Genomic DNA, 20,898 nt, shown 5'->3' with positions numbered 1-20,898 from the left:
GTCTCCTTGTTGGCCGCGACATCGCGGCTGGACAAGGTTGCTTTACAAGTTCGCCTTAGCGCAGCCCGCACGCGCTGACTTACTCGTCACGTTGATGAGGAGAGTCTCGCACTGCCTGATGCGTATCGCATGGGAAAGGTCAGGAGAGCAGGATTTAGCCGGTGGGTCTACGACTGACGAGAAAGACTCTGCTTCCCAGCTGAGAGGAGCAGTCGTGTCGTCCAGTTGGCACAATACAAATAGCCGAACATGACACGGCCATGCCTACAGTTTACATTATACACTGCACCACAACGATCTTCCGGCATTCGCTTTTGAGACATTTCATTAGGCGAAGCCATCCATTTGAGTCACGGACAGGTCCGTTACTCCCCACCCTGTCCGTGGCTGGGCCTTGCTCGCAGTGACGATCCGACAAGGCATTGATCGTTGTCCGCGACCAAAATCCGTTCAGGTGTTGGACAGGTCCTCCAGACGCTGAGGAGCGTTCTCTCAGCGCACTCTCAGCGCGGGAAGGAATTTGTCGTTACCGTGCCGGATCATCCGACCGAGGAAACCTTGTTGATCCTGAAGGATCGCGAGTTCAGCCTGATGGTGGAATGCCAAATCGTCGTGTTCCGTATCTGCATTGCCACGGCTATCGGTACATGGCCTTCGATTCTTGAAGCGTGACTTGAAGGTGTACGTGGCGGTGGTTATCAAGTCTTTGTCACTGGTCTTCTGAGGGGTGACGAAAACGGGTTGTTTAACGTCCTCGCTCTTCGGGTAATGACGGCGGAAGGTGCCGTCGACCAGGCCTTTCCCTCCTCCGCCGAAAAGAAAGTAGAGATGAGGACACCATCTGGGAGGCCGATCATCGTCATAGTGCTTTAAATCGTAATCGATGCCGCCCAGGACTACAGGCTCGCTTATTGGGCCTCGGGCGATTTGTTTACGTACGCGATCTTTGAGCATGCCATAGTTGAAGCCGCCGAGATGTCCCACGTCGAACAGATCTGGCGGTACAATGCTTACCGTAAACCAGAACTCTGGATCACGGGCCATGTATTCGGCCAGCGTTGAGCCCCACCAGCGACGAAAGGCGCGAAGGCAGACTGGACAGCCTGCTGAACGACATCTGAAGAAACCACACCCGTTAAGACGCTCGGCGAGGGCGCGGCCAGGCTCACCAAATTCGGGAAGAGCGCTCATCAAACGGCGGCGCCGATCGTGAGCTTCACTCAGCGTCTCGAACTTTTTCAGATGTTTTGCAGGATCGTAGTCTTCGTTGATATCGGCGGAGTAGAAGTTGAATTTCATGAAGATCTCAGGGGTGGTTCAAGAATAAGATCGCTGGAATCGATCCATCCGAGCGGCGCTAAATCGGACACAGCCAAGGTTCGCTTAAAGCGAACCTTGGCACGAGACCTCAGTCACCCCAATCGTCTTCGTTCTCCTCCTGCGCGCTCGAGCCGCTCAAGGCGGTGATGTCCTGAAACTCGATGGTCGGTTGCTCTCCAGTTGGGACACGAACGAAACCGATAATCTTGATCGCGGTGCTGTCGGCGAGATCGTCCAATTTCGCTCTGAGTTTTGGTGGCAGGGCAATCTGAACCTGCCTGTCAAACACGGGTTTTCTTTCTTTCCGGTGCCTTACGTCAAAATGATCCGCTTCGCCCTGCTCTGCAGTATTGGATCCGGGGGCGATAGGCGGTGATTTCCTGCGCGGGTCGTTAAGAGCCGCCAGCTGAGCAAGTTTCTGGATGCCGCCATGCTTCTGTAGGGCTTCAGGGATATTGTCGACCGAAACTCCAATTCGGTCGACTAGGTACCGAAGCGCGCGGGCCGCTTTTGAAGCCTTCTTGCGGGCCTCCTCCGACTTGGCGTCCGTGATGAAGATCATTGCGGCGTAAACGACGTCCGATTTTTGTCCAACGCTCTTCAGAAACTGATCCTTGCGCTCGCGGTCAGCCTCGATCGCCGTCGCAATGCTCATTGCGTCCGCGAACATCTGGTACAGAGCTAGCCGGTAGCGCTGATCAACGCGCCGGTATTCCTTCTTGATATGGTCAAGGCGGTCCAGCAGTTCATCGTATGAGTGCGGTGTAGCAACTAATTCTTGGGACATAGGCTCACGTCTCCTTACTTTGTGTAAGCAAAACGCCAGCCGGCACTTCGTCATCCGCGTAGCTTAGATGCTACTCGATTGATTAAATCCCAGATCGGAATCGCTTGTTGACGCGCCTCGCGCGTGACTGCGCTGCCACGAATTCAGCAATAGGCGCATCAAAGGTCTAACATGGAGCCCGGTATTGGACCGGCACACCCTGCTTCGTCCGCTTTCCGACCATTGAGCAATTTCGATGCTAGGACGAGCCCGGCATCGGCTTTTTGGTTGTAACGATCCTACAATATGCTGTCAATCGCATTTTTATGTGTTATGATCGGTCATGAGAGACCCGTTAGCGCCGCGTCTTCTGACCGCACAGGAATGTGCAATCCTGCTGCTGCGTCTGATTGAGCTTCGAAATCAGGAAGGTACGCCGACTAGTCGCGTACGTCTCTCTGATCTCACGTTGCGCCGCCTATGGGGGCGGCATCGCTTGGATAGAGAATTCGTGGAGGAAGTTCAGGAGTGGTTGTTCCGAGGTGGATGGACAATTTTCTTTGCCGGCTCCACGTATGCCGCCATCAAGACCTCAGCAGTGCTCAATTGGTCCCGCCTATCGTCGAAGCGATTGTTTGAGGAAGTAGGCACTGACGACTTGAGGTTCATCCAAAATGGCGACTTTGATTTCGCTCAGCATGCGCGCTTGCTTGCAAGTGAAGTTGATATTTACGATAGCGAGTGAGCGCGTGCGAGCTTCGTGACTGCCGAGCTTTTGATCTATTGATCCATGCTCGAAGCTAGCATATCTTACAGGTACACACGGTTTTATCCGGTGTTACGCTAGTTCTCCTCCACTCAGTCTGCGGACGAGTCACGTGAAACAATCGCCGCTGGTACCGGCGACTGGCACGTCAAAATGGAGTCGGAATCTGCTGACCGCGCGCGCAAAGCGCGTCTAACGGACGAACATTCGCCCGCTTCTGATCGTCGCACATATCGTGGAAGCACCAGTGCGGCTATCCGCTTATCAAACTCAACCATAACCCAGGACGTCGACTCGACGCCCTGCGGACACCTGGCGCCGAGATTGCTGAGCAGGCAGCAAGCAGCTGCTTACTGCAATCTATCGCCGAGCGCTTTTTCGTCTTGGGTGCGAGCTGGCAAGCTGCCTTCACCACTCGCCGGAACAACTCGCTGGGATCTCAAAGCTATCGACATCGCGTTAGATGCGATGAGTGGCCTGCAACCGAAACAAGAGACATCTGCCTTAGACCAATGGAGAGAAAGTCGTGCGCGTCGTTCTGAAAGGAGTTCATAAGGTCAAGGTGCCGCTCGCAAACGGCGAGATGAAAACCTACTATTATGCCTATCGCGGCGGTCCGCTGATCAAGGCCATCCCGGGCACCCCTGACTTTGTCCGGCAATATCAAGATGCACACGCGAACTTGCGCAAGCCCAACGCGAGGTCGTTCATGTCGATCATCATGCAATACAAGGCGGCGCCGGAGTTCAATAAGATCGCGGCGTCTACTCGCCGTGACTACCTGAGGTACATAAAGCTGATCGAGGAAGAATTCGGCGATTTGCCGATTGCTGCCCTCGCCGACCGTAGGATCCGCGGAGACTTCAAAAGCTGGCGAGACAAGTACGCAAATACGCCGCGTAAGGCTGATCTGGCCTGGACGGTATTGGCGCGCATCCTGTCTTTCGCGAAGGACCGAGGCATCATCACCACCAATCCATGTGAGCGCGGCGGCCGGCTCTACGTAGCAGACCGCAAGGACAAGATCTGGACTGAGCAAGACATTGCCGCTGTCTTCGCGGTCGCATCCAGCGAGATCCAGCTCGCGCTGATCTTGGCTTTGTGGAGTGGGCAACGGCAGGGAGACATGCTGCGACTGCCGTGGTCAGCCTACGAGAGCCCTTATATTCGCCTTCGGCAGTCGAAAGGCGGCCGGCGCGTCGCGATGCCCGCAGGAGGCCCTCTACGAGCCCTACTCGACACCACGGAGCGCCGAGGACCGCTCATCCTGACGAACACGCTCGGGCGGCCCTGGACGTCAGACGGCTTTCGGACGTCGTGGGCAAAGGCATGCGAACGAGCAGGCATCAGTGGCCTTACGTTTCACGACCTGAGAGGCACCGCCGTGGTTCGCTTGGCAATTGCCGGCGCGAGCGTACCGCAGATCGCGGCCGTGACTGGTCACTCGTTGAAGGACGTCGAGGCCATTCTCGATGCACACTATCTCGGCCGAGATATTCAGCTCGCCGAAGCTGCGGTGCTGAAGCTCGAAGCGCGAACAAAACTGTAAAATGGCCTGTAAAACGAGGCCACTTACTGTATCGCGATCAACGCTAAGTGTTTGATTTATATGGTGGGCGCACCAGGGCTCGAACCTGGGACCCGCTGATTAAGAGTCAGATTTTTTGCTGCCACATAGCGCCTAATGGCAAACGTAACCGCCGGTAACTCCTTGTTCTTTCATCTGTCTTGGTTACATAGCACTCCGCTGCTGCAACCTACAGCACGCGCTTTCGGAGTGCCAAATCGGTGCCACAGCATCAACCGCTGACCGACGTTTTGCTGAGAGCGGCGAAGCCGCCGGAGTGTGGTACGACTACCCTCTGGGACGGCACGCTCAAGCATTTCGGCATTCGGATCAGCAGCGGTGGAGCAAAATCCTTCATCGTTCTTTTGGGCTCAGGCCGACGTCAGGCGATCGGCCGATATCCGACCATCACTCTGGCGAAGGCGCGTGAAAAAGCCAAAGCAATCCTCGCCGAACGCACGCTTGGCAAGCATCGACCGAACTCCATTTCTTGGAAGAAGGCACTTGAACTGTATCTCGCCGAGGCAAAGACGAAGAACCGGCCACGCACATATAAAGAGTATGAACGCGCGTTGCGCCGATACTTCCCATTTGGCGACACCAAACTTGCCGATATCACTAAGCAGGACATTTCCGCAAAGCTGTCGCGGCTGAGTGACACGCCATCACAACAAAAGCACGCAGCCGTTTATCTCAAGACATTCTTCAATTGGGCGATCAACGAAGAATATCTCACAACCAATCACCTGCATTCATTCAAGCAGGGCAAGGCGAAACGCCGCAAGCGTGTTCTCAACGACGACGAGTTACGCGCGGTATGGTTTGCGGCGGATCAGGTCGACGGCCTGTTCGGCGTGATTGTAAAACTCGTCCTGCTCACCGGCCAGCGGCGCGGCGAAATTGCTGGACTCCTCGATACCTTCTTCTCTCACAATCAGCAAACTGTCACACTGCCCGGCTCGCTCACCAAGAACCACCTGGAGCACACCTTCCCGGTCGGACAAATGGCATCTGCCATCATTTCAAAGCAACTCACATCGGACGATCGGCGCAGGAGTGCCTTCCTCTTCCCTTCCCGCATTTCAGACGAGCGCCCATTTAACGGCTGGTCTAAGTGCAAGCGCGAACTCGATAAGCTGGCGAACATTGCGCCTTGGACGCTGCACGATCTTCGCCGGACGTTCCGCAGCGGACTGGGGCGGCTAGGTGTTCGGCCAGACATTGCCGAGCGACTGGTGAACCACGTCTCATCTCGCAGTGAGATGGAAGAGACCTACGATCTTTGGACCTACCTCCCGGAAATGCGGGAGGCGATGCAAAGATGGGAGTCCAACATGAACTCGTTAATCACCTCAGATTTTCCAACAGCGAATACAGCACGGGAGCGCACGCGGACAGCCTCAACCCTTGCTTACCAATCGGAGATTGGTAACGACATCTGGCCCACCTCGCAATTTTAGATCGTAGAACAGCGATCGATAAATCAGATACATAGCGTGTGGCGAGAGCTGTTTTTCGAACAGCAATATACTCGCCTCATTGACGAACGCTTCATCCAGGGCAATTGAGGAAAGATACTCCTCCCTCTCTGGGCCGGCCCTCTTACTTGCCACAAAATACAAGCAGATGCGAAATCCCAGTAGAAAGGCACATGTCTCATTGGGTCTTTCAAGAAAGACCCGTTGTCGAGCGGTGCCGACGAAACCTGTCCCCTCCCGAACAATAGAAATAACAATACGACGACGCAGCCAATAGACCAAAAAGCCCGCTTGCTTGAAGTGATCGGGTTCACCCCCACCCGAAATTTTCATATTCTGAATCTCGTTCAGCCATAGCTCGCGCGCTTCACGAATCCTTCTCTTTGAGAGCTGGATTGTACATCCGTGTTTGGTCGCTATGTCTGAGAAAGTATGGAAAATGGCTTCGCGGAACCAATCATCGCCGGACAAAACGGCTCCAGCGTCGTCCGGCCCGCCGCCCTTCAAACGATCAAAAAATTCAGGCTGAAAAGGAGAAAAGCTCATGCTCAACACTAAAAGAAATAGGTAGCCCTGTGGGCTACCTAAGAACTGAACTAGTCGTGCACGCCAATGCTCTCCGCAATCTCGATCTCTTTCTTCGTGAAAGGTTCGCGATCTCGATCCAACCTATTTTGTCCCCACTTGGGGACGATATTTTCAGTCTGAAAAGCTCGTGACGTTGGAGTGTCGTCATCGATAATGCCTGATGTCTTCTGATCTTCCATGAGGTTCCCCGTTGATGCGTCCGGTATTATAGTACCACGCAACAAACGCCGCGCGAATTCATGGGCACAACGCCGTGACACAGAATCAACGATTGCGCAACTATTGCGCGATTCGATTAAGTCGATGGCACCCGCATCGATCTCGAAGTGTTGCCAAAATGAAACGGAGCCGGTGCACCGCTGAATTTCTGCATGGCGCCCGATTGCCTCCGTTTAGGCAGCTTGCCATCAGCACAAAACAAGAACATTGTGCGGAAGTTCACGGATTGTTTTGATTCGGCCTGCAGTCTGTGCATCATGGCGCTGCAAAGTGATGCACTCTGATGCGCGACGGGATGAGCAAGAATCCGCGGACCACGGCGACCCTGACGGCCGAGCAAGGCCGCCTTCTGCGCCTTATGGCGGAGCGGCGGAAGGTCTCGGTCGCATGGCTCATCCGGCATGCAGTTGATCGCCTCATCGAAGACGAAAGCAAGGGCCTGCAGCTCACGTTGGATATGGCTCCGCAGGATCGGAAACAGCACTGATGCCGCAGACCCAGAAGCACAAGAAGCCGCTGCGAGCGTTTCGCTGCCTAGACTTGTTCGCGGGCGCGGGTGGCTTTTCCGAGGGCTTTCGCCAGGCTGGTTTCCGTACTATCGCGGCTACGGACATCGACCCGTCGGCCGGCGCTACGTATCTCCACAACCACCAGAAGCACGGCACGAAATTTGTGCTTGGCGACATATCTGAGCGAAGCATCAAAGAAGAACTATTTGATGCCGTCGAGGGCATCGAGCTTGATGCTGTGATCGGCGGGCCGCCCTGTCAGGGGTTCTCGCAGGTTCGCAATCATAATCGCCTCATCAACGATCCACGCAACAAGCTATACCGCCACTACGTGTCGGTGATCCGGACATTACGGCCGCGAACGTTCGTCATGGAAAACGTTCCCGGCCTTGAAAATCTCGGCGGCGGAACCGTGCGCGCCCAGATCCTTGAAGATCTCGCGATCGATAATGAGTATCGCGTTGAGTGCCGCGTGCTTGATGCCGCGGGGTTCGGCGTACCGCAGAACCGGCTACGCATTCTCTTTATCGGCGTTCGCCGAGACTTGGAGCTTGCACCGCATTTTCCTGAAAGTCAGTTTCTTGGGTCGCTTCCCTTCTTGGAGCGCAGGCCAAGCGGTGAGCGGTGGAAGTATCGCCACGGCAAATCTTCTGAGACAGTTCGATCCTTAGCGAAACTCCTTGACCCCAATAACTCGCAGCTTGTCACCGTTGAACAAGCGATCGGTGATTTGGATTGGCTTACTCCGAACAAGAAGCTCGTCCGGAAACCTTCAAACGAAGCTATCGAATATCAGTCCAAGGCACTCTCCGCGTATCAAAAGGCACGCCGTGCCGGATCGAATGAACTCTTCAATGCCGATGTGCCCTCTATCCGAGAGGACACCGTGCTTCGGCTGCGCTCCATTCCCCAAGGGGGCAACTTTCGGGACCTCCCCGAGCACCTAGCCTTACGGTATCTGTCGGAAAAGAAATGGGGGCCCGAGCTTGGACGCGATACGCTTAGCCGAAAGTATTTCTTTGCGTACCGGAAGCTATACCCACAGCATTTCAGCTGGACCCTAAATACGAAGGCTGACTGCGTGTTCCACTACGGAAAGCCTCGGGCACTCACCGTGCGCGAGTTTGCGCGCCTTCATTCCTTTGACGATACCTATCATTTTCTTGCGGGTGACCGACACAGCAGGTACAGGCAAGTTGGAAACGCAGTACCACCACTTTTCGCCAAAGCGATCGGCGAAACTCTCGCCGCCATTCTCGCGCAAGCGGACAAGGCGAAGCAGCTAGCATTGGCGCTCTAGTTATTGTTCGCCAAAACGGCCGCGCATCTCGACTAAAAAATTGTCGAGCGATCGCAGTTTACCCGTACCAACCCAAGGCTCGATTTCTTTAAACCTATCCCCGTGCGTTTCGCGCAGCAACGGGAGACAGATGTGGTACACGTTGTGGAAAATGTATCCGCCACGGTCGCGGCCCGGCTCCGCGTTTACGACATTCTTTAAACGGGCAATATCGAACTCATTCGTAATCAACGCGTACGTCAGCTCTGTTGTTTGAGTCTTGTTCATTTGGAATGAATTGTATTCCGACTGAAATTGAGTTTCGCGATCCTGACGCATCGACCACTTCGCGGTTGCGATAACGTGCGTTATGTCGCCCTCAACAATGGCAATATCAGGATGCGGTTCGCGCTTGCGTGGATCACCCTTGTTCCGCGGAGGCGCACGCCGGAAGCCGGGCAAACCAGACACTGGCGTACGAAGCGGCAATTTCTCCAACGGAATTTGTGACACGCGCTGCAACAGAATTAGCAACAGATCTTCAAAGCCTTCACCGAGCGCATTCTTCCTTTTATTACCCAGCGTGAAGAAATCGCGGCTCTGCACCTCGATCATGCGCGCGAGTACAAGCGCACGATCGTCCTTGATACCTTCGCCGCATAGTTGCGCTTGGATTGCGGAGATGAGTTCCGATTCCGTTTCGCTATCGATCTCCCCGTCCTCTTCTTCGCGGCGTTTGAGTTCGGCAACGCAACCTTTGAAGAGGATATCGATGCGTGCAGGAAGTTCCTTTTGAGAAATGTTCCAGCGCTTACAAAGCAGCTCTGTAAAGCGCACCGCACGAGCATGGAAGACACCACCGGATTGCATGTGGTTGGAGTCGTAAATGTGAGCAAGTCCGGCGCCGACGTTCATCCAAAGTAGGCACCGGTAAACATGCTCCCACGCGTTGGCTTCGTTTACCGCGCCAGCTCCCGCGAAATATTCTTCCAGGACGCGCATGCGCGTCCCCTGCCCAAATGGTGTATCTTTGGCCAACCTGCACTGCCCCCGCTTCCACCGTCCGAATCGCAATCCAGCCGCAACCTATGATTACTCTTTCGGGCGTGAGAATCGAGTCATTGAATCACGATGGACCATCTAACCCCTGAAGCACGCAGCAGAAATATGGCTCGCATACCTAGCCGGGACACAGCTCCCGAGCTTGTTGTGCGCAAGTTTCTTCATGCACATGGCTTGCGCTACCGCCTTCATCGCCGCGATCTTCCGGGCAAACCGGACTTAGTTTTCAGTGGCCGTCGAGCAGTCCTGTTCGTACATGGTTGCTTTTGGCACGGATGCCCCAAGTGCATCGACGGAACCCGCAAGGTGAAATCAAACCAGGCCTACTGGAATCCGAAAATCGCGGGGAACCGCGAGCGCGACGCGCGACATGCTGCGACATTGCAGGCCAGCGGCTGGAAGATCTTTACTGTTTGGGAATGCGAGACCGTAGACTCCCAACAACTCCATCGGCTCGCTAAGAAAATAATGAGGATGCCGCTGGCTCCGCGCTCCTAACAGCATGGGGATAACCGGCATGGTCACGCGTGCTCCGCGTTATCATCAACCCATGGAAAACATCGATATGTCGCGACAAGCCGCGACCAGCGACGACAGCGAATTTACTCTAACAATCGAAGACGCTCTCGCCCTCTACGCCGCAGCCGGCATCCCCCGCACTCCCCGAAGCATTCAGAGATACTGCGCAAAACAACACCTTTCGTCGCGTCTCATCGAAACAGAGTTTGGAGAAAAATATCTCATAACACGCGCATCAGTCGAGAAACACATTGCGTACATAAAGGAAGTAATGGCAGCGACCAGTCGTGACTTGTCGCGACCAGTCGCGACAAACACTGCCATGGAAAATACGGACGACATGCCGCGACAAGAGGGGTCGACAAAGGGCGACGAGCCACGACAAGTATCGACAACTGTCGCCGCCGAAAATAAAGACGACATGCAGCGACAAGAGCCAGCGACAACCGTCGACCAATCGCGACAGGTCACGACAGCACCGACAGGCGACGACAAGTATATGTCGCTGCTCGAAAGAGAGAATGATTTCTTACGTGCTCAGATCGACGTTAAGGACAAGCAGATTGGCGAGTTGACCGAACGCAATCGCGAAACGAATGTCCTCGTCGGCGGATTGCAGAATCTGCTCCGCCCATTGTTGGGCAAATCGAGCGAACGTCGGAACGGCGCGCCCGATGACAATCTACGCACTGACAGTCCACAGCGATAAGCAGGAGCTCGTCTCTTTTCGTGTCATAATTCAATAGCACGTATGGAGACAACACAAAGCGACGACAACCTAAAAACGATTGAGACCGAAGCAGTATACCTCGAAAATACTTTGCTTCGTGTGTTCGGTGTCTTGTTCTGCCACGATCCAAAACGCGCTCGCGGCCGAACCGGCACAATCGAAATCAATCGAGGTGTCACCGAAAAGCACATCACCGTGCGACTCGATCCAGAGTACGCCCAACCGGGTCCATTCGCACACAAAGTCGCGATGGCCGTTATACGGAAACAGTCGCGGTTTGGATCTCCAGCTCAGAAGCAAATATCATTCTCACAACGTGAACTAATGAGATTGACTGGACGCAAAACATGGGGAGGCCGCGATAGCGAAGAATTAATTCGAGCACTGCGACAGATCCAGTACGCACACATTCTAGCGAAATTTAAGAAAGATGATCGATTCGTCGAGCACGACTTCAGTATTTTTAATGAAGTGATGATTGAACGGCGCAATTCCGCGACGGACCCGATTGCGGCTTGCACAGTGATTGTCGCCGATCCAATTATTCAATCCTTAAATGACCACCATTTTACCTGCCTGAACCACGTGCTGATGCAGCAGCTTAGTTCAGTCGCAAGCGCATTCTATATGCGGCTCTTCTATCATTTCTCCATCCCTTTCGATGGCAAGCATTTGAACCGCGTGTCATTCAAGAAACGCTATGATGACATTTGCCTTGAATGGTTGGGTGGTCTGACCGTCCTCAAATATCGATCTGACATCCGCGACCAACTTAGCGGACATCTCGACCACCTTGTGGAAGTTGGCTTTTTGCGGTCTTACGATATTAGCCCAGCGGAAACCCGCGAAGGCTTTGTAGTAGAATTCCGGCCGGGAACTAGGTTCGCATCGGACTACCAAACATTCTATGTGCGTCGCCGCCAGGGCGATTTCCAATTCAATTTTCATGATGAGAACCAGGCGATGGGGGAGCCTCACCAAGTCGCGTATCTGTTCGTTGAAAAGCGAACGGGTCAAAAGCGTGAGGGCATTCCGTATGTCTCATCCAGGGATGTAGAGACGGCGAAAGAATTGCTTCGATCTGTTCCCCTGGACCAGATCGGGGATTTCCTCGACTTTGCATTATCGGAGGCCCGCAGGACCCGCTTCGACCTGCAAACTCTCGGTGGCGTCAAGCAGTACCTCAATAGTTACTTCCAAGCCTCTGATCGTCGGGCGAGCGAGAAAGCCAAGGCGTTGGCTAAACTGGCTCAAGAGGCAGAAGAACAACTTAAATCTGATTATGCCGCATACCTGCGGACGGCCGCGGGAAAGCTACTTGAGAGCCGCCCAGCTCATGAGAGGGCCGCGATCGAGGATCTAGCCCGCACCAAAGCACGTCCGCCCGTTGGAGGCACAGGCTTTCTTTCAAACACACTATATGAGCTTGAGCGGACCCGTCTGACCATTGATCGTTACCCGGGCAACGTTCTCTCATTTGACGAGTGGAAAGAACGCGCCGCTTGCTAGAATCATAACGCGAGAGGTGAGGGGTTTGACCGGAATAGTGGGGGGTTTGAACGCAGAGACCGGGGGGTTTGACCGGAGAGAATGGGGGGTTTGACCGGAATATCTCAGGTCAAAATGTGCATTTCATCAAGTAGCGTAAGGGTTTTTCGGCCCTAGCAACTTTCCCCTATATATTCCTATAGATTCTTACACACAGGTGTTTCGCTCATTCTTTTGAATGGAAAAACCAGCGCGACACAACACATTCGCAAAGCTGTCAATAGTCCACCTATTCAAAGTCGGGTTTGATCTGAAACTCACGAAAGTTCGGCGCAAAGTTCACCCCGCCCAAACCAAAATATGGCTCTGTTGAGCCACAAAATGCTTATAGCGTCGCAAATCAGATATTGTCCGACGCTTATATGGCTCTGTTGAAGCCATTTCCCTGCCCGCTGATAGCGCAGTATTTGACAGATTCCAAATCTGTGATTCAATTATGGCAGACGCGCTCCTGCGTTCGACGGGGTGGCCGATCAAACCGATCAGCCATCACCCGAGCAACAGGAGCAGTCCCATGAACACCGATATCATCACCGAAGACCGTGTTATCACCATCGACTACGGCATGTCCGTCGACGACATGATCGACGCTGGCGCGTACTACTCATCAGCCGGCTATATCACAGCGAAGAGATTTCCCGTTCAAGGCGAAGGCGTCGTGCAGTACCAAGCCAAAATCTTCCACTTCGACCGGCGTATCTCCTCGGAGGACGCGGTTGCGGCCATCAAAGCGGATGACCGGCAGAATCCCTGGGCACCGGCGAAGATTGAAGGCCTCCTTGCCTACGGCGCCAAGAACACTGAAGAGCAGCGTCAGTACCCCATCGTAGGCCTTGGTTCGGTCGTGAAGGTCCGCGGCGATCACAGCGTGCCGTGCCTCTACCGGTACGATGCCGAGCGCAGCCTCGACCTCGGTTTGTGGAACGACAGCTGGGATGGCTTCTGCCGTTTCCTCGCCGTTCGCAAGCTGTCCTCGGCTGCTTGAGCACTCGACCCCCGGAAACTTTGGTCCTTCCTTTCCCGGCGCATGCCCCATGTATGCGCCGGTTTTGTTTTATCCACGGGTCCTGCGCGCACCACTTCATGGAAAGAAATGCAAGCCATGATATACTCAACAGCATGACTACGAAGACTTTGGAACTAGCTATGAGCAAGGCCTCCGCGCTGCCCGAAGCAGCCCAGGAGAAAATTGGCCGTGATGTTCTTGAGAGTGTCGAAACATTGGCTCGCCTTCGGGCCGAGGCCGAAATTGGCATCCGAGAACTCGACGCCGGCCTTGGAGGAGAACTCCATATGGAGGATGTTATCAAACAAGCTCGCCAGGAGTATGGCCCCCGCTAAGCGGCTACTCTGGTCTCCTTCCTCGCGGCGAGACCTCATCGAAATCTACGGCTATTTCGCGCGCGTCGCGTCGGACGAAGTTGGAGAAAAGGTGCTTTTTGAGATTGAAACTACAGTTGAACGGCTAAAGACCAACCCTCTCATGGGGACACCGCGTTTCGAGATACTTCCCAATCTCCGTGCCACCTACGCGCACCCCTACACCATCCTCTATCGCGTTACGAACGAGGAAGTGGAGATCGCTCGTATTGTTCACGAGCGGCGCGAGCCCTTTTCAGCCGATAATACTCCTGAACGAATGGGGCTCTAGTGAACGACTTTGTCCCTGCGTTATCGAGCGTCCCCTGCGGGCCGGGCTCTCGTGAACGGAGCCGCGATATGTCTCCGCCTTCGGCTTCGATCCCTGACGCCCAATCAAACAGGCGTCATGGTATACTTTTCATATGAGCAAACGCCTACAGCGCGCCATCGCTAAGCTGGAACGGCTACCTAAGGGCCTCCAGGAGGAGGCGGCTACGTTTCTTCTGGCATATGTTGATGAGACCCCCACAACATCCGAGCGCATCTCAATCGACGAGGCCCGTGAAGCCTACGCGAATGGTGACTTCGCAACCCTTGCCACATGGAAGCTAGAGTTGGGACTTTAGCGTCTCGCGCCTTATTGTGCAGTGCATGAGTACACCATGTTCATATTGCTACTTCCGGTAGACCGGCTACACTTCCCTCTCGGCCGGTAACCCCCGCCGTCATGACGGCTCCAACTTTGGAGACGAACATGACTGGCAAGGAAATCGTAGACCACCGGGGCCTTCGCGCTTTGGGCGTAAGGTATTGCAAAGTTCACTTGATGAGGCTGGAGGAAAAGGGCGAGTTTCCATTGAGCTTCAAACTCGGGGAGCACCCCAATTCACCGCGCGTCTGGTGGCTTAGTGAGATCTTTGTCTGGCTGGAAGCCCGAGCTGCTACGAGACAGCCGAAGCTCTGAATAGGAGCAGGGGCGCGGCGTCCAAACCGCGCCCCTTTCCTATCAGTTACTGTCTCAGTTTTTCCACAACTACGCCGACAAGCAGAGTGACAAACCAACAACCTACTGCTTGTCAGAGGCTATCGGCCAAATTTCCCTTACGGGACATACATTTCCGCCACTTGTCCGCTTCGGCTACCGCCTCGACTAAATCCCTTTCTGCTCTTCTTCTCTCATAACGCTACGCGCGCTAGCGCGCGCTCCGCTAAAAGACAACTACCGTGTCTTTTTATGTTCGAAGAAAGAGCCAAGCCACTCGCTCACGCTCGGGAGAAACGGATTTAGTCGAGGCGCAAAGCGCCCAGACGGACAAAGTGGCGGACAGTTTCCAACGCTTCACGTTACAATGACAGTGGACCGGTTCTTTCGTGCTGTAACGTCGCAGCGCCCGACTCCGAGCCGCGCCTACACCATCCGGCAACGCTTTGGGCTGGCGTTGCGACTTCACACCATGAACCGTTTGCTGATCGGCGCAGCCGACAAAACAAATCTGCTTCTGCAGATCTTGCAACACGAAACGTCGGTCACCGTGATTGACCCGATCGGCGATTTCGCCAGGGCGGCCGCCAACCAACTGCCCCCTGCCTTCACGCAGCGCGCCTTGTACTTTGACCCAGCCGATATGGCGCGGCCGGTCGGCCTCAATGTGTTGGAAAACGTACCGCCGGATGACCGGCATCGCGTAACTGAGCAGCTGTGCGCTTACTTCGAAGCGATGTGGCCCAACGGTTGGGGAGCGCAATCAAACTATATTCTTGCAAACTGCCTGCGGCTGCTTTTGGACAGCAACGAAACATTACTCGGCGCCATCAAACTCCTCACCGATCCGTCTTTCAGTGAACAGCTCCTCCGCCAGTGCAAAGATCCCGTGGTCAAAGCTAACTGGGAGGTCATTAACAACTGGGATCAAAGGCAGCGGCTGGCCGCGCTCGCTCCCTTACAAAACAAGCTTGGCACGCTGCTCATGTCTCCGATGATACGCAACATCGTCGGCCAAGCGCACACCACATTTTCAAATAAGACCAAGGTCATTATCGCGAATCTAGACCGGGCCAAATTGGGAGATATTACTGCCCGCCTCTTAGGCGGCCTTCTCATCACCCACAGTACCGGGCATGTCCTCATCAACGACTACGGGTTCTTCTCTGCCCCTCTGCCGCTTCCACAGAACCGCTTTACCGTCGCCGTCAATTTTTTGGACGAGTTACCGCAGAAGCTTCGTGGTGACGTGCTCAGCATAGAGCAGAAGTTTGTCTTCAAAACCCACAAGAAAGATGCCGACGAGCTATCCTTCTACGTCGGCTTACTAAACCCACGAATGATCGTGGACCTCGACTCTAGCGAGGTACGTACGGCACAAGGCCTCTTTAATCCTGAGCGGCCCCCCTCATTAAATCGCTTAAAGGCCTTGAAAAGGCGTACGGTTGCCTGCCATACTCGGACTCGCTCAAAGGTTGAGCTCGATATTTTAACGCATTTGAAAACCAATGGCTCGTAAGAACCCCGACTGGAGCGTCTGGCTGGCCGATGTGTGGCATTGGGCACGGCAACCACCCGGCCTTTACCTCGTTATTACAAGCTTTCTAGTGTGCGGCTTGCTGTATGCATTTGCCGGTCCTCCAACGCGTCAGTACGTAATTCCCCAAAGTGAGATTGATCGCATTAAGAGGATAATGGCAGAACCGCCAGTCCCCCTCACAGCGTTGGAGCCGAATACTCAGCCGCAGTGTCCATCTTCTTCCGTCTACGAAACACGCGTCGGTGGTTGCGTTGCCACGGTGCCGGGCAGCTTTAACAATTGTCCCCGTGATCATATTTTTGTTAGAGCCTATGGTGCCTGCGCTCATCTCTCGACTTGGAAGGGCCAATGGTACCTCCAGCCGGGTGAGATAATCACTCTGTCAGGTCTTCGGCGAACCACCATCTCCGTAAGACAGGGCGACGCCTCCTACAGTGACGATTTCACGCACGAGGCTCACTTCGTGTCGCAAGGCAATGTAGTTTCCACCTTTTCCGCGACAACATTTAGAGCCAGCACCTTTACCCGCATAACCGTTAGTTTCGAATGAAGCACAAGATAGAGCATCGCAAATCTATCTTTCGCACCGGCACAAACGTGTTTGTGCATTTAGAATTCACCGATACCGAGCGTCGACTCATCCGTGACAACAACATGGAAGCGGTGACGATAGTTGAGCAAGAGCCGACTTACCAGATCGTCGAAAACGATAAGGGCAAAAAAGAGAAAGTCGAAGAAGACAACAATATCTACTTCCGCGACCTCTACCGCCGCCGCACGAGCTGGCACTGCGATAGCGTAATTGAAGCACAGGATTTCCATAAAAAGATATTTGAAGGCCTCAAGCAATTTAACGCATACCTTGAAGCCAACATGTCGCCGGTTGAGGATACCGAAGGCGACTTGCTCGATAAGCCCAAAGACTTTTCGCTCGAAATTATCCCGGATTACATGTGGTCGCAGCACGTTTACGTACTAGCGGAAAGCGGCGGCGGCAAAACGCAGCTACTTCAAACCATCTACGCCAAGCAGATGGAGCAAACACAAAAGCCTGGCTTTATCGTACTCGACAGCCAGGGGCAGATGTTACACATCATCAAGGCGCGATTCCCCAACGCGATAATGATCGACCCGGTCGTCAATCCCATTAGCTTAGACCTGTTTAATCCCGGCCTGTTCGACGCCAGCACAACCTACACCATCATCGATACATTCAAATATCTGTTCGAAGCCGGCCAACAACCGCTGACTGGCAGACAGCAGACCGCCTTTACGTACGGTATTGCTCTAATGCTACTTGGCTATCCCAAAGCATTCGGCCGGACAGCGTCCATCGAAGACTTCGAAGAATATTTGATCGGCCGAAAGAAAGGCATGGAATTGCCACCTAGCGCCCACAAGGCGGCTGACACCATGCAAGAGGAAATGCGCAATTGGTACTTCAACCAGTATGCGGGTTTCCAATCGACCCACGGCGAGATACTGCAGCGCCTTAACAATATCTGCGGCCCCTACACTCCCCTGCGTCCTCTGTTTAAGAAACAGCACGACACCATCAACCTCTACGATGCCATCGAAAATGGACGGACTATCTTAGTCAATACCAACTACGAGAAGCTTGGCCGCTACGCCTCTTCATTCTTCGGCCGTTTTTTCCTCAAACTTCTCGACAAGAACATCGCTCATCGCAGTGTGCGAAGCCCTCAAGTCATCCTGATGATCGATGAAGTGCAGGAGTACTTAGACGGCGCAGTCATCACGCCATTTACCGACCAAGCACGCAAGCGTAACTTTAGCTGCATTTTCGCCCATCAACGATTGAGCCAATTTGCCGACCCTTCTCTTAGAGATGCCCTGATGGGCGTGGGCACCCTCATTGCCACGAACGTCAACGACAACGACGTGCGCGAGATAAGCAATCGCTTTCGCGTGGAGCTGGACCAGGTACGCGCATGGCGTCCCCAGTACCGCAAGGAAGGCCACCCCGCCTATGCCGATTTTGGATATTTCATTAAGGGCAAGCATCAGGCTGACAGCTTTCGCCTGAAATACGGCCAGCTCGAGGATCTACCAAAGAGGCCTAGCCGCGTGAACGAGGAGCGCCAACAGGCGGATGGTGAACGAGCCCAAAGCCACCCCAGCAGTGACGCGCCCATTGACGATAGCAAGTATGACGAGCGCTTCGATCTCGAAGAAACGATCACGGTAAGTCCGACTAAGGCCAAGGCGGGTTACGTCCATACCGTCAAGTGTCCCAACGGCCAAACACAGACAATAAGTATCGACCATCAAACCAAGGACGGCACCCGGTTCTGCTTTAAAGGAATGTCTCACATCCGCCGTCCCGATGGCAGGAAGGGCAACTTCTGGGTCCAGGTCAACATTCCACACCCCGCCCAAGAAGATGTGGAAGATTTTTAACGCGTGCTAAAGTTAGCACATAGCGAACGTGCGAACATGGCGGCCTTATGCGTCTGAATGTTCTGCCGTATCTTCCACACTATGGAAGCGTACAACCTCGACACCTTTAAAGCGCTCGATCGCTACCGTTATCTGCGGAGCAACTTTATTGCTGCCTATCATGGCGGCTCAACGCAGCATCGCAAGCGTGATCTTGGCCTCCTGCGGCGCCGCGGTTACATCGCCGCACCTGAGCAGCAAAAGAACTCGGCCAACTACCGTTATTCCCCGCGCGTCTACGAGCTGGCCTCAAAAGGCAAGATCGAACTGCTAGCACACGGCACCACGCCGACGAATTGGCGCGAGTCGCGGCAGTTCTGGCACCAACTGATGATCGCCGACGTTGTCATGTCATTTGAGATAGCGTGCAAGCAGCGCGGCCTTCGCTTCCGGCACCGAACCGAAATCATCGGCGCCAAGCCCCTTCAATTTCAATCTTCTATCTCGCGTCAATTTGTAAAGCACGTGGAGCACTACGAGGGTGCGCTCCAGCCTGACGAGCTGTTCGCCATCAATAACACCTACTTCGTCCTGGAGGCTGACCGACAGCACGAGCCCATATCCCGGCCGACGCTCACGGCATCGAGCTATCTGCGGAAGATCCTACAGTACCGCGCGGTGCTGAAATCTGGGAGCTACAAAGACCTGATCCCGAACATTGTGGTAATCAACATCACAACCAGTCCCACACACGCGAAGAATATCCAGACCTTCATGTTGGAGGAACTTCGCATGTCTTCTTCCGCCCTGCTCTTCAAGGGCATTGAAATCTTGGGTTCGCGGGACAGCTACCCGCAGCCCTTGATACACCTGCTCGATGAGCCGTTTCAGCGAGTGGGGCACCCTGACTTCATCATCTCGAAGGAGGCTTAATGGAAATTGACATAGAACGAGCTAAGGAGTTGATCGCCCAACGCGAGGAAATTGACGCGGAGCTGACTGCCCTCTTTACCGGAGAGAAGAAGAAGCGATCACCGGTAAAATGCAGCAACTGCGACAAGGAAGGCCACACCGCTCGGAACTGTCCGAACAAGATCCCGCCGACTACCCTATGAGAGAAAGACCCCAAGAGATTGGGGCCTTTTTTGTTTTGGTCCTCATCGACCTCGTGTACGAAGCGGGGAACAAGTATGAGCGATCCGTTCCAGTTCGCCATCACGCGGGCAACGTTTCATTGGGCGGCGTCCCAGGACTTAACTATAACCATCGCCAGCGCATTTCATGCACGGCCCCGACCGCTATCGGAAACTGCTCAGCGGGCAGACGTGTTCATTTCAACGAACAGGATTCTGTCGGGAGAAACTTTGCGCGAACCCACTCATTCAAGATTTTGTCTTCACCGGTCTTCCACGCCTGGATAAAATTGGCCTTGACGAGCGCGCGCCATGCGCCATCGCCATTCGGAGCTTTGAGGTCTGAGGCGTTGGTGCATGAAGCATAAGCGTCGCGATGCATGTCGGTGATCCGCCCGTAATTCTTTACCGAGGCGACGTTAGCACGAAGGTATTCTTCCAGTTCGATCTCGGTTGGCTGCGCGAGCGCCTTGCAGCCATCTTTTAGGCTGGCCCGCCAAGAAGTCCTATCCCGTCCAACGAGGCGGACCGTTACGCCGTCACGAAAGCTGAATAGGACGTCTTCATCTTTCGTCTTCCTACAAATCGGGTCCCAGCGTTCTTCAGCGCCATAGCCTTCACTTTTTGGCTCGGTAATAAGTCCGGACACGACGAACTGCGCGCCGTTGCTCTCAAGAATGTGCGTCAATGTCGTATCGGCGCATTCCTGCAACCGTGTGTCCGGCACGCTACGTCTGCAGGCCTGGAACACAGTCGCGGCAACCATCTCAGCGCTCGGGAGCAAGACGAGTGCCCGCGCATTCACCGAAACCTTTGTCCTTCCAACGGAGCTCGTGTAAGACTTTTCCGGCCTGCAATCCTGCACGCGCAGACCATGATAGTCAGCCAGTACATCGTTCCAGTAAGTTGAATCGGGTTTCACGTCTTCGCAGTGCTGCCCGACGTAGCGTTTCTCTTTTCCGTCAGTCGCCACAAAGCTGGCCGTCGCCCTCCCGCGCAAGTTTGATAGTATTTCGGCCTCGGATTGTGCGCGCGCCTGCGGACAGAGCGAAGCAAGCAGAGTCATACCGACGAACGCGGTTCGGCAGGCGACCTGAGGCGTCGCCAACCGTATCCTGGAGTCAGGCATG

20 protein-coding genes are annotated in these 20,898 nt (G+C 54.4%); 14 read left to right on the top strand and 6 right to left on the bottom strand.

What is annotated here, in order from left to right; translation table 11 throughout:
* Window positions 1–492: 492 nt before the first annotated feature.
* A complete protein-coding gene (locus UNPF46_RS31865; protein ID WP_142252696.1) occupies window positions 493–1,299 on the bottom strand; it encodes a hypothetical protein in 807 nt (268 codons plus the stop codon).
* 109 nt (window positions 1,300–1,408) lie between these two features.
* Window positions 1,409–2,107, bottom strand: coding sequence for a hypothetical protein (locus UNPF46_RS31860; RefSeq protein WP_142252695.1), 699 nt, complete (start codon window positions 2,105–2,107; stop codon window positions 1,409–1,411).
* Window positions 2,108–2,429: 322 nt separating this feature from the next.
* Between UNPF46_RS31860 and UNPF46_RS31855 the strand changes: the two genes are divergently transcribed.
* The 3 genes from UNPF46_RS31855 (at window position 2,430) to UNPF46_RS31835 (ending at window position 5,879) form a co-directional block, all read left to right on the top strand.
* Complete coding sequence (locus UNPF46_RS31855; RefSeq protein WP_142252694.1) at window positions 2,430–2,831, top strand: hypothetical protein; 402 nt, start codon at window positions 2,430–2,432, stop codon at window positions 2,829–2,831.
* Window positions 2,832–3,378: 547 nt separating this feature from the next.
* Window positions 3,379–4,401: a tyrosine-type recombinase/integrase gene (locus tag UNPF46_RS31845; RefSeq protein ID WP_181770206.1), complete on the top strand. Its 1,023-nt coding sequence runs from the start codon at window positions 3,379–3,381 to the stop codon at window positions 4,399–4,401.
* 239 nt (window positions 4,402–4,640) lie between these two features.
* Window positions 4,641–5,879 carry a tyrosine-type recombinase/integrase gene (locus tag UNPF46_RS31835; protein WP_142252693.1) on the top strand — a complete coding sequence of 413 codons (1,239 nt, stop codon included), beginning with the start codon at window positions 4,641–4,643 and terminating at the stop codon, window positions 5,877–5,879.
* Here the strand turns inward: UNPF46_RS31835 and UNPF46_RS31830 are convergent.
* Together UNPF46_RS31830 and UNPF46_RS38005 are read right to left on the bottom strand one after the other, a co-directional pair.
* The gene (locus UNPF46_RS31830; protein WP_142252692.1) at window positions 5,820–6,443 is read right to left on the bottom strand and encodes a hypothetical protein; all 624 of its coding nucleotides are present in this window, start codon (window positions 6,441–6,443) and stop codon (window positions 5,820–5,822) included. The genes UNPF46_RS31835 and UNPF46_RS31830 overlap by 60 nt on opposite strands.
* A 50-nt stretch (window positions 6,444–6,493) precedes the next feature.
* Window positions 6,494–6,664, bottom strand: a complete 171-nt coding sequence (locus UNPF46_RS38005; RefSeq protein WP_181770205.1) for a hypothetical protein — start codon at window positions 6,662–6,664, stop codon at window positions 6,494–6,496.
* Between the two features lie 323 nt (window positions 6,665–6,987).
* Between UNPF46_RS38005 and UNPF46_RS31825 the strand changes: the two genes are divergently transcribed.
* Together UNPF46_RS31825 and UNPF46_RS31820 are read left to right on the top strand one after the other, a co-directional pair.
* Window positions 6,988–7,191, top strand: a complete 204-nt coding sequence (locus UNPF46_RS31825) for a ribbon-helix-helix protein, CopG family (protein WP_142252691.1) — start codon at window positions 6,988–6,990, stop codon at window positions 7,189–7,191.
* Complete coding sequence (locus UNPF46_RS31820) at window positions 7,191–8,513, top strand: DNA cytosine methyltransferase (protein ID WP_142252690.1); 1,323 nt, start codon at window positions 7,191–7,193, stop codon at window positions 8,511–8,513. The genes UNPF46_RS31825 and UNPF46_RS31820 overlap by 1 nt, the downstream gene beginning before the upstream one ends.
* Here UNPF46_RS31820 and UNPF46_RS31815 read toward each other — a convergent pair whose 3' ends face one another.
* The gene (locus UNPF46_RS31815; protein WP_142252689.1) at window positions 8,514–9,494 is read right to left on the bottom strand and encodes a hypothetical protein; all 981 of its coding nucleotides are present in this window, start codon (window positions 9,492–9,494) and stop codon (window positions 8,514–8,516) included.
* Window positions 9,495–9,623: 129 nt separating this feature from the next.
* Between UNPF46_RS31815 and UNPF46_RS31810 the strand changes: the two genes are divergently transcribed.
* From UNPF46_RS31810 to UNPF46_RS31770, 9 genes are all read left to right on the top strand, one after another.
* On the top strand, window positions 9,624–10,052 hold the full coding sequence (locus UNPF46_RS31810; protein ID WP_142252688.1) for a very short patch repair endonuclease: 429 nt from the start codon (window positions 9,624–9,626) through the stop codon (window positions 10,050–10,052).
* Window positions 10,053–10,071: 19 nt separating this feature from the next.
* Complete coding sequence (locus tag UNPF46_RS31805; protein WP_142252687.1) at window positions 10,072–10,782, top strand: hypothetical protein; 711 nt, start codon at window positions 10,072–10,074, stop codon at window positions 10,780–10,782.
* A gap of 42 nt (window positions 10,783–10,824) precedes the next feature.
* A complete protein-coding gene (locus tag UNPF46_RS31800) occupies window positions 10,825–12,312 on the top strand; it encodes a replication initiator protein A (RefSeq protein ID WP_142252686.1) in 1,488 nt (495 codons plus the stop codon).
* A 553-nt stretch (window positions 12,313–12,865) separates the two neighbouring features.
* Window positions 12,866–13,336 carry a hypothetical protein gene (locus tag UNPF46_RS31795; RefSeq protein WP_142252685.1) on the top strand — a complete coding sequence of 157 codons (471 nt, stop codon included), beginning with the start codon at window positions 12,866–12,868 and terminating at the stop codon, window positions 13,334–13,336.
* A 161-nt stretch (window positions 13,337–13,497) separates the two neighbouring features.
* Entirely contained in the window at window positions 13,498–13,692 is a 195-nt protein-coding gene (locus UNPF46_RS31790; protein ID WP_246668780.1) for a hypothetical protein, read from the top strand.
* On the top strand, window positions 13,652–14,002 hold the full coding sequence (locus UNPF46_RS38785) for a type II toxin-antitoxin system RelE/ParE family toxin (RefSeq protein ID WP_502705510.1): 351 nt from the start codon (window positions 13,652–13,654) through the stop codon (window positions 14,000–14,002). Before UNPF46_RS31790 ends, UNPF46_RS38785 begins: the two co-directional genes overlap by 41 nt.
* A 1,165-nt stretch (window positions 14,003–15,167) precedes the next feature.
* Window positions 15,168–16,214 carry a type IV secretory system conjugative DNA transfer family protein gene (locus tag UNPF46_RS31780; protein WP_142252683.1) on the top strand — a complete coding sequence of 349 codons (1,047 nt, stop codon included), beginning with the start codon at window positions 15,168–15,170 and terminating at the stop codon, window positions 16,212–16,214.
* Between the two features lie 567 nt (window positions 16,215–16,781).
* A complete protein-coding gene (locus UNPF46_RS31775; RefSeq protein WP_142252682.1) occupies window positions 16,782–18,656 on the top strand; it encodes a type IV secretory system conjugative DNA transfer family protein in 1,875 nt (624 codons plus the stop codon).
* Between the two features lie 57 nt (window positions 18,657–18,713).
* On the top strand, window positions 18,714–19,568 hold the full coding sequence (locus UNPF46_RS31770) for a replication-relaxation family protein (RefSeq protein ID WP_142252681.1): 855 nt from the start codon (window positions 18,714–18,716) through the stop codon (window positions 19,566–19,568).
* A gap of 396 nt (window positions 19,569–19,964) precedes the next feature.
* On the opposite strand, the gene UNPF46_RS31760 is transcribed toward UNPF46_RS31770, so the two are convergent.
* The gene (locus UNPF46_RS31760; protein ID WP_142252679.1) at window positions 19,965–20,897 is read right to left on the bottom strand and encodes a hypothetical protein; all 933 of its coding nucleotides are present in this window, start codon (window positions 20,895–20,897) and stop codon (window positions 19,965–19,967) included.
* Between the last annotated feature and the right edge of the window lies 1 nt (window position 20,898).

This window comes from Bradyrhizobium sp. UNPF46 (assembly GCF_006658625.1).
In the GTDB taxonomy this organism is placed as follows: Bacteria; Pseudomonadota; Alphaproteobacteria; order Rhizobiales; family Xanthobacteraceae; genus Bradyrhizobium; species Bradyrhizobium nitroreducens.
This window is presented reverse-complemented; position numbering and strand designations above follow the sequence as displayed.

Coding starts and splice junctions, on each gene's coding strand:
- UNPF46_RS31865 (WP_142252696.1), bottom strand. CDS start 1,299: ATGAAATTCAACTTCTACTCCGCCGATATCAACGAAGACTACGATCCT.
- UNPF46_RS31860 (WP_142252695.1), bottom strand. CDS start 2,107: ATGTCCCAAGAATTAGTTGCTACACCGCACTCATACGATGAACTGCTG.
- UNPF46_RS31855 (WP_142252694.1), top strand. CDS start 2,430: ATGAGAGACCCGTTAGCGCCGCGTCTTCTGACCGCACAGGAATGTGCA.
- UNPF46_RS31830 (WP_142252692.1), bottom strand. CDS start 6,443: ATGAGCTTTTCTCCTTTTCAGCCTGAATTTTTTGATCGTTTGAAGGGC.
- UNPF46_RS38005 (WP_181770205.1), bottom strand. CDS start 6,664: ATGGAAGATCAGAAGACATCAGGCATTATCGATGACGACACTCCAACG.
- UNPF46_RS31825 (WP_142252691.1), top strand. CDS start 6,988: ATGCGCGACGGGATGAGCAAGAATCCGCGGACCACGGCGACCCTGACG.
- UNPF46_RS31820 (WP_142252690.1), top strand. CDS start 7,191: ATGCCGCAGACCCAGAAGCACAAGAAGCCGCTGCGAGCGTTTCGCTGC.
- UNPF46_RS31815 (WP_142252689.1), bottom strand. CDS start 9,494: ATGCGCGTCCTGGAAGAATATTTCGCGGGAGCTGGCGCGGTAAACGAA.
- UNPF46_RS31810 (WP_142252688.1), top strand. CDS start 9,624: ATGGACCATCTAACCCCTGAAGCACGCAGCAGAAATATGGCTCGCATA.
- UNPF46_RS31805 (WP_142252687.1), top strand. CDS start 10,072: ATGGTCACGCGTGCTCCGCGTTATCATCAACCCATGGAAAACATCGAT.
- UNPF46_RS31800 (WP_142252686.1), top strand. CDS start 10,825: ATGGAGACAACACAAAGCGACGACAACCTAAAAACGATTGAGACCGAA.
- UNPF46_RS31795 (WP_142252685.1), top strand. CDS start 12,866: ATGAACACCGATATCATCACCGAAGACCGTGTTATCACCATCGACTAC.
- UNPF46_RS31790 (WP_246668780.1), top strand. CDS start 13,498: ATGAGCAAGGCCTCCGCGCTGCCCGAAGCAGCCCAGGAGAAAATTGGC.
- UNPF46_RS38785 (WP_502705510.1), top strand. CDS start 13,652: ATGTTATCAAACAAGCTCGCCAGGAGTATGGCCCCCGCTAAGCGGCTA.
- UNPF46_RS31780 (WP_142252683.1), top strand. CDS start 15,168: ATGAACCGTTTGCTGATCGGCGCAGCCGACAAAACAAATCTGCTTCTG.
- UNPF46_RS31775 (WP_142252682.1), top strand. CDS start 16,782: ATGAAGCACAAGATAGAGCATCGCAAATCTATCTTTCGCACCGGCACA.
- UNPF46_RS31770 (WP_142252681.1), top strand. CDS start 18,714: ATGTTCTGCCGTATCTTCCACACTATGGAAGCGTACAACCTCGACACC.
- UNPF46_RS31760 (WP_142252679.1), bottom strand. CDS start 20,897: ATGCCTGACTCCAGGATACGGTTGGCGACGCCTCAGGTCGCCTGCCGA.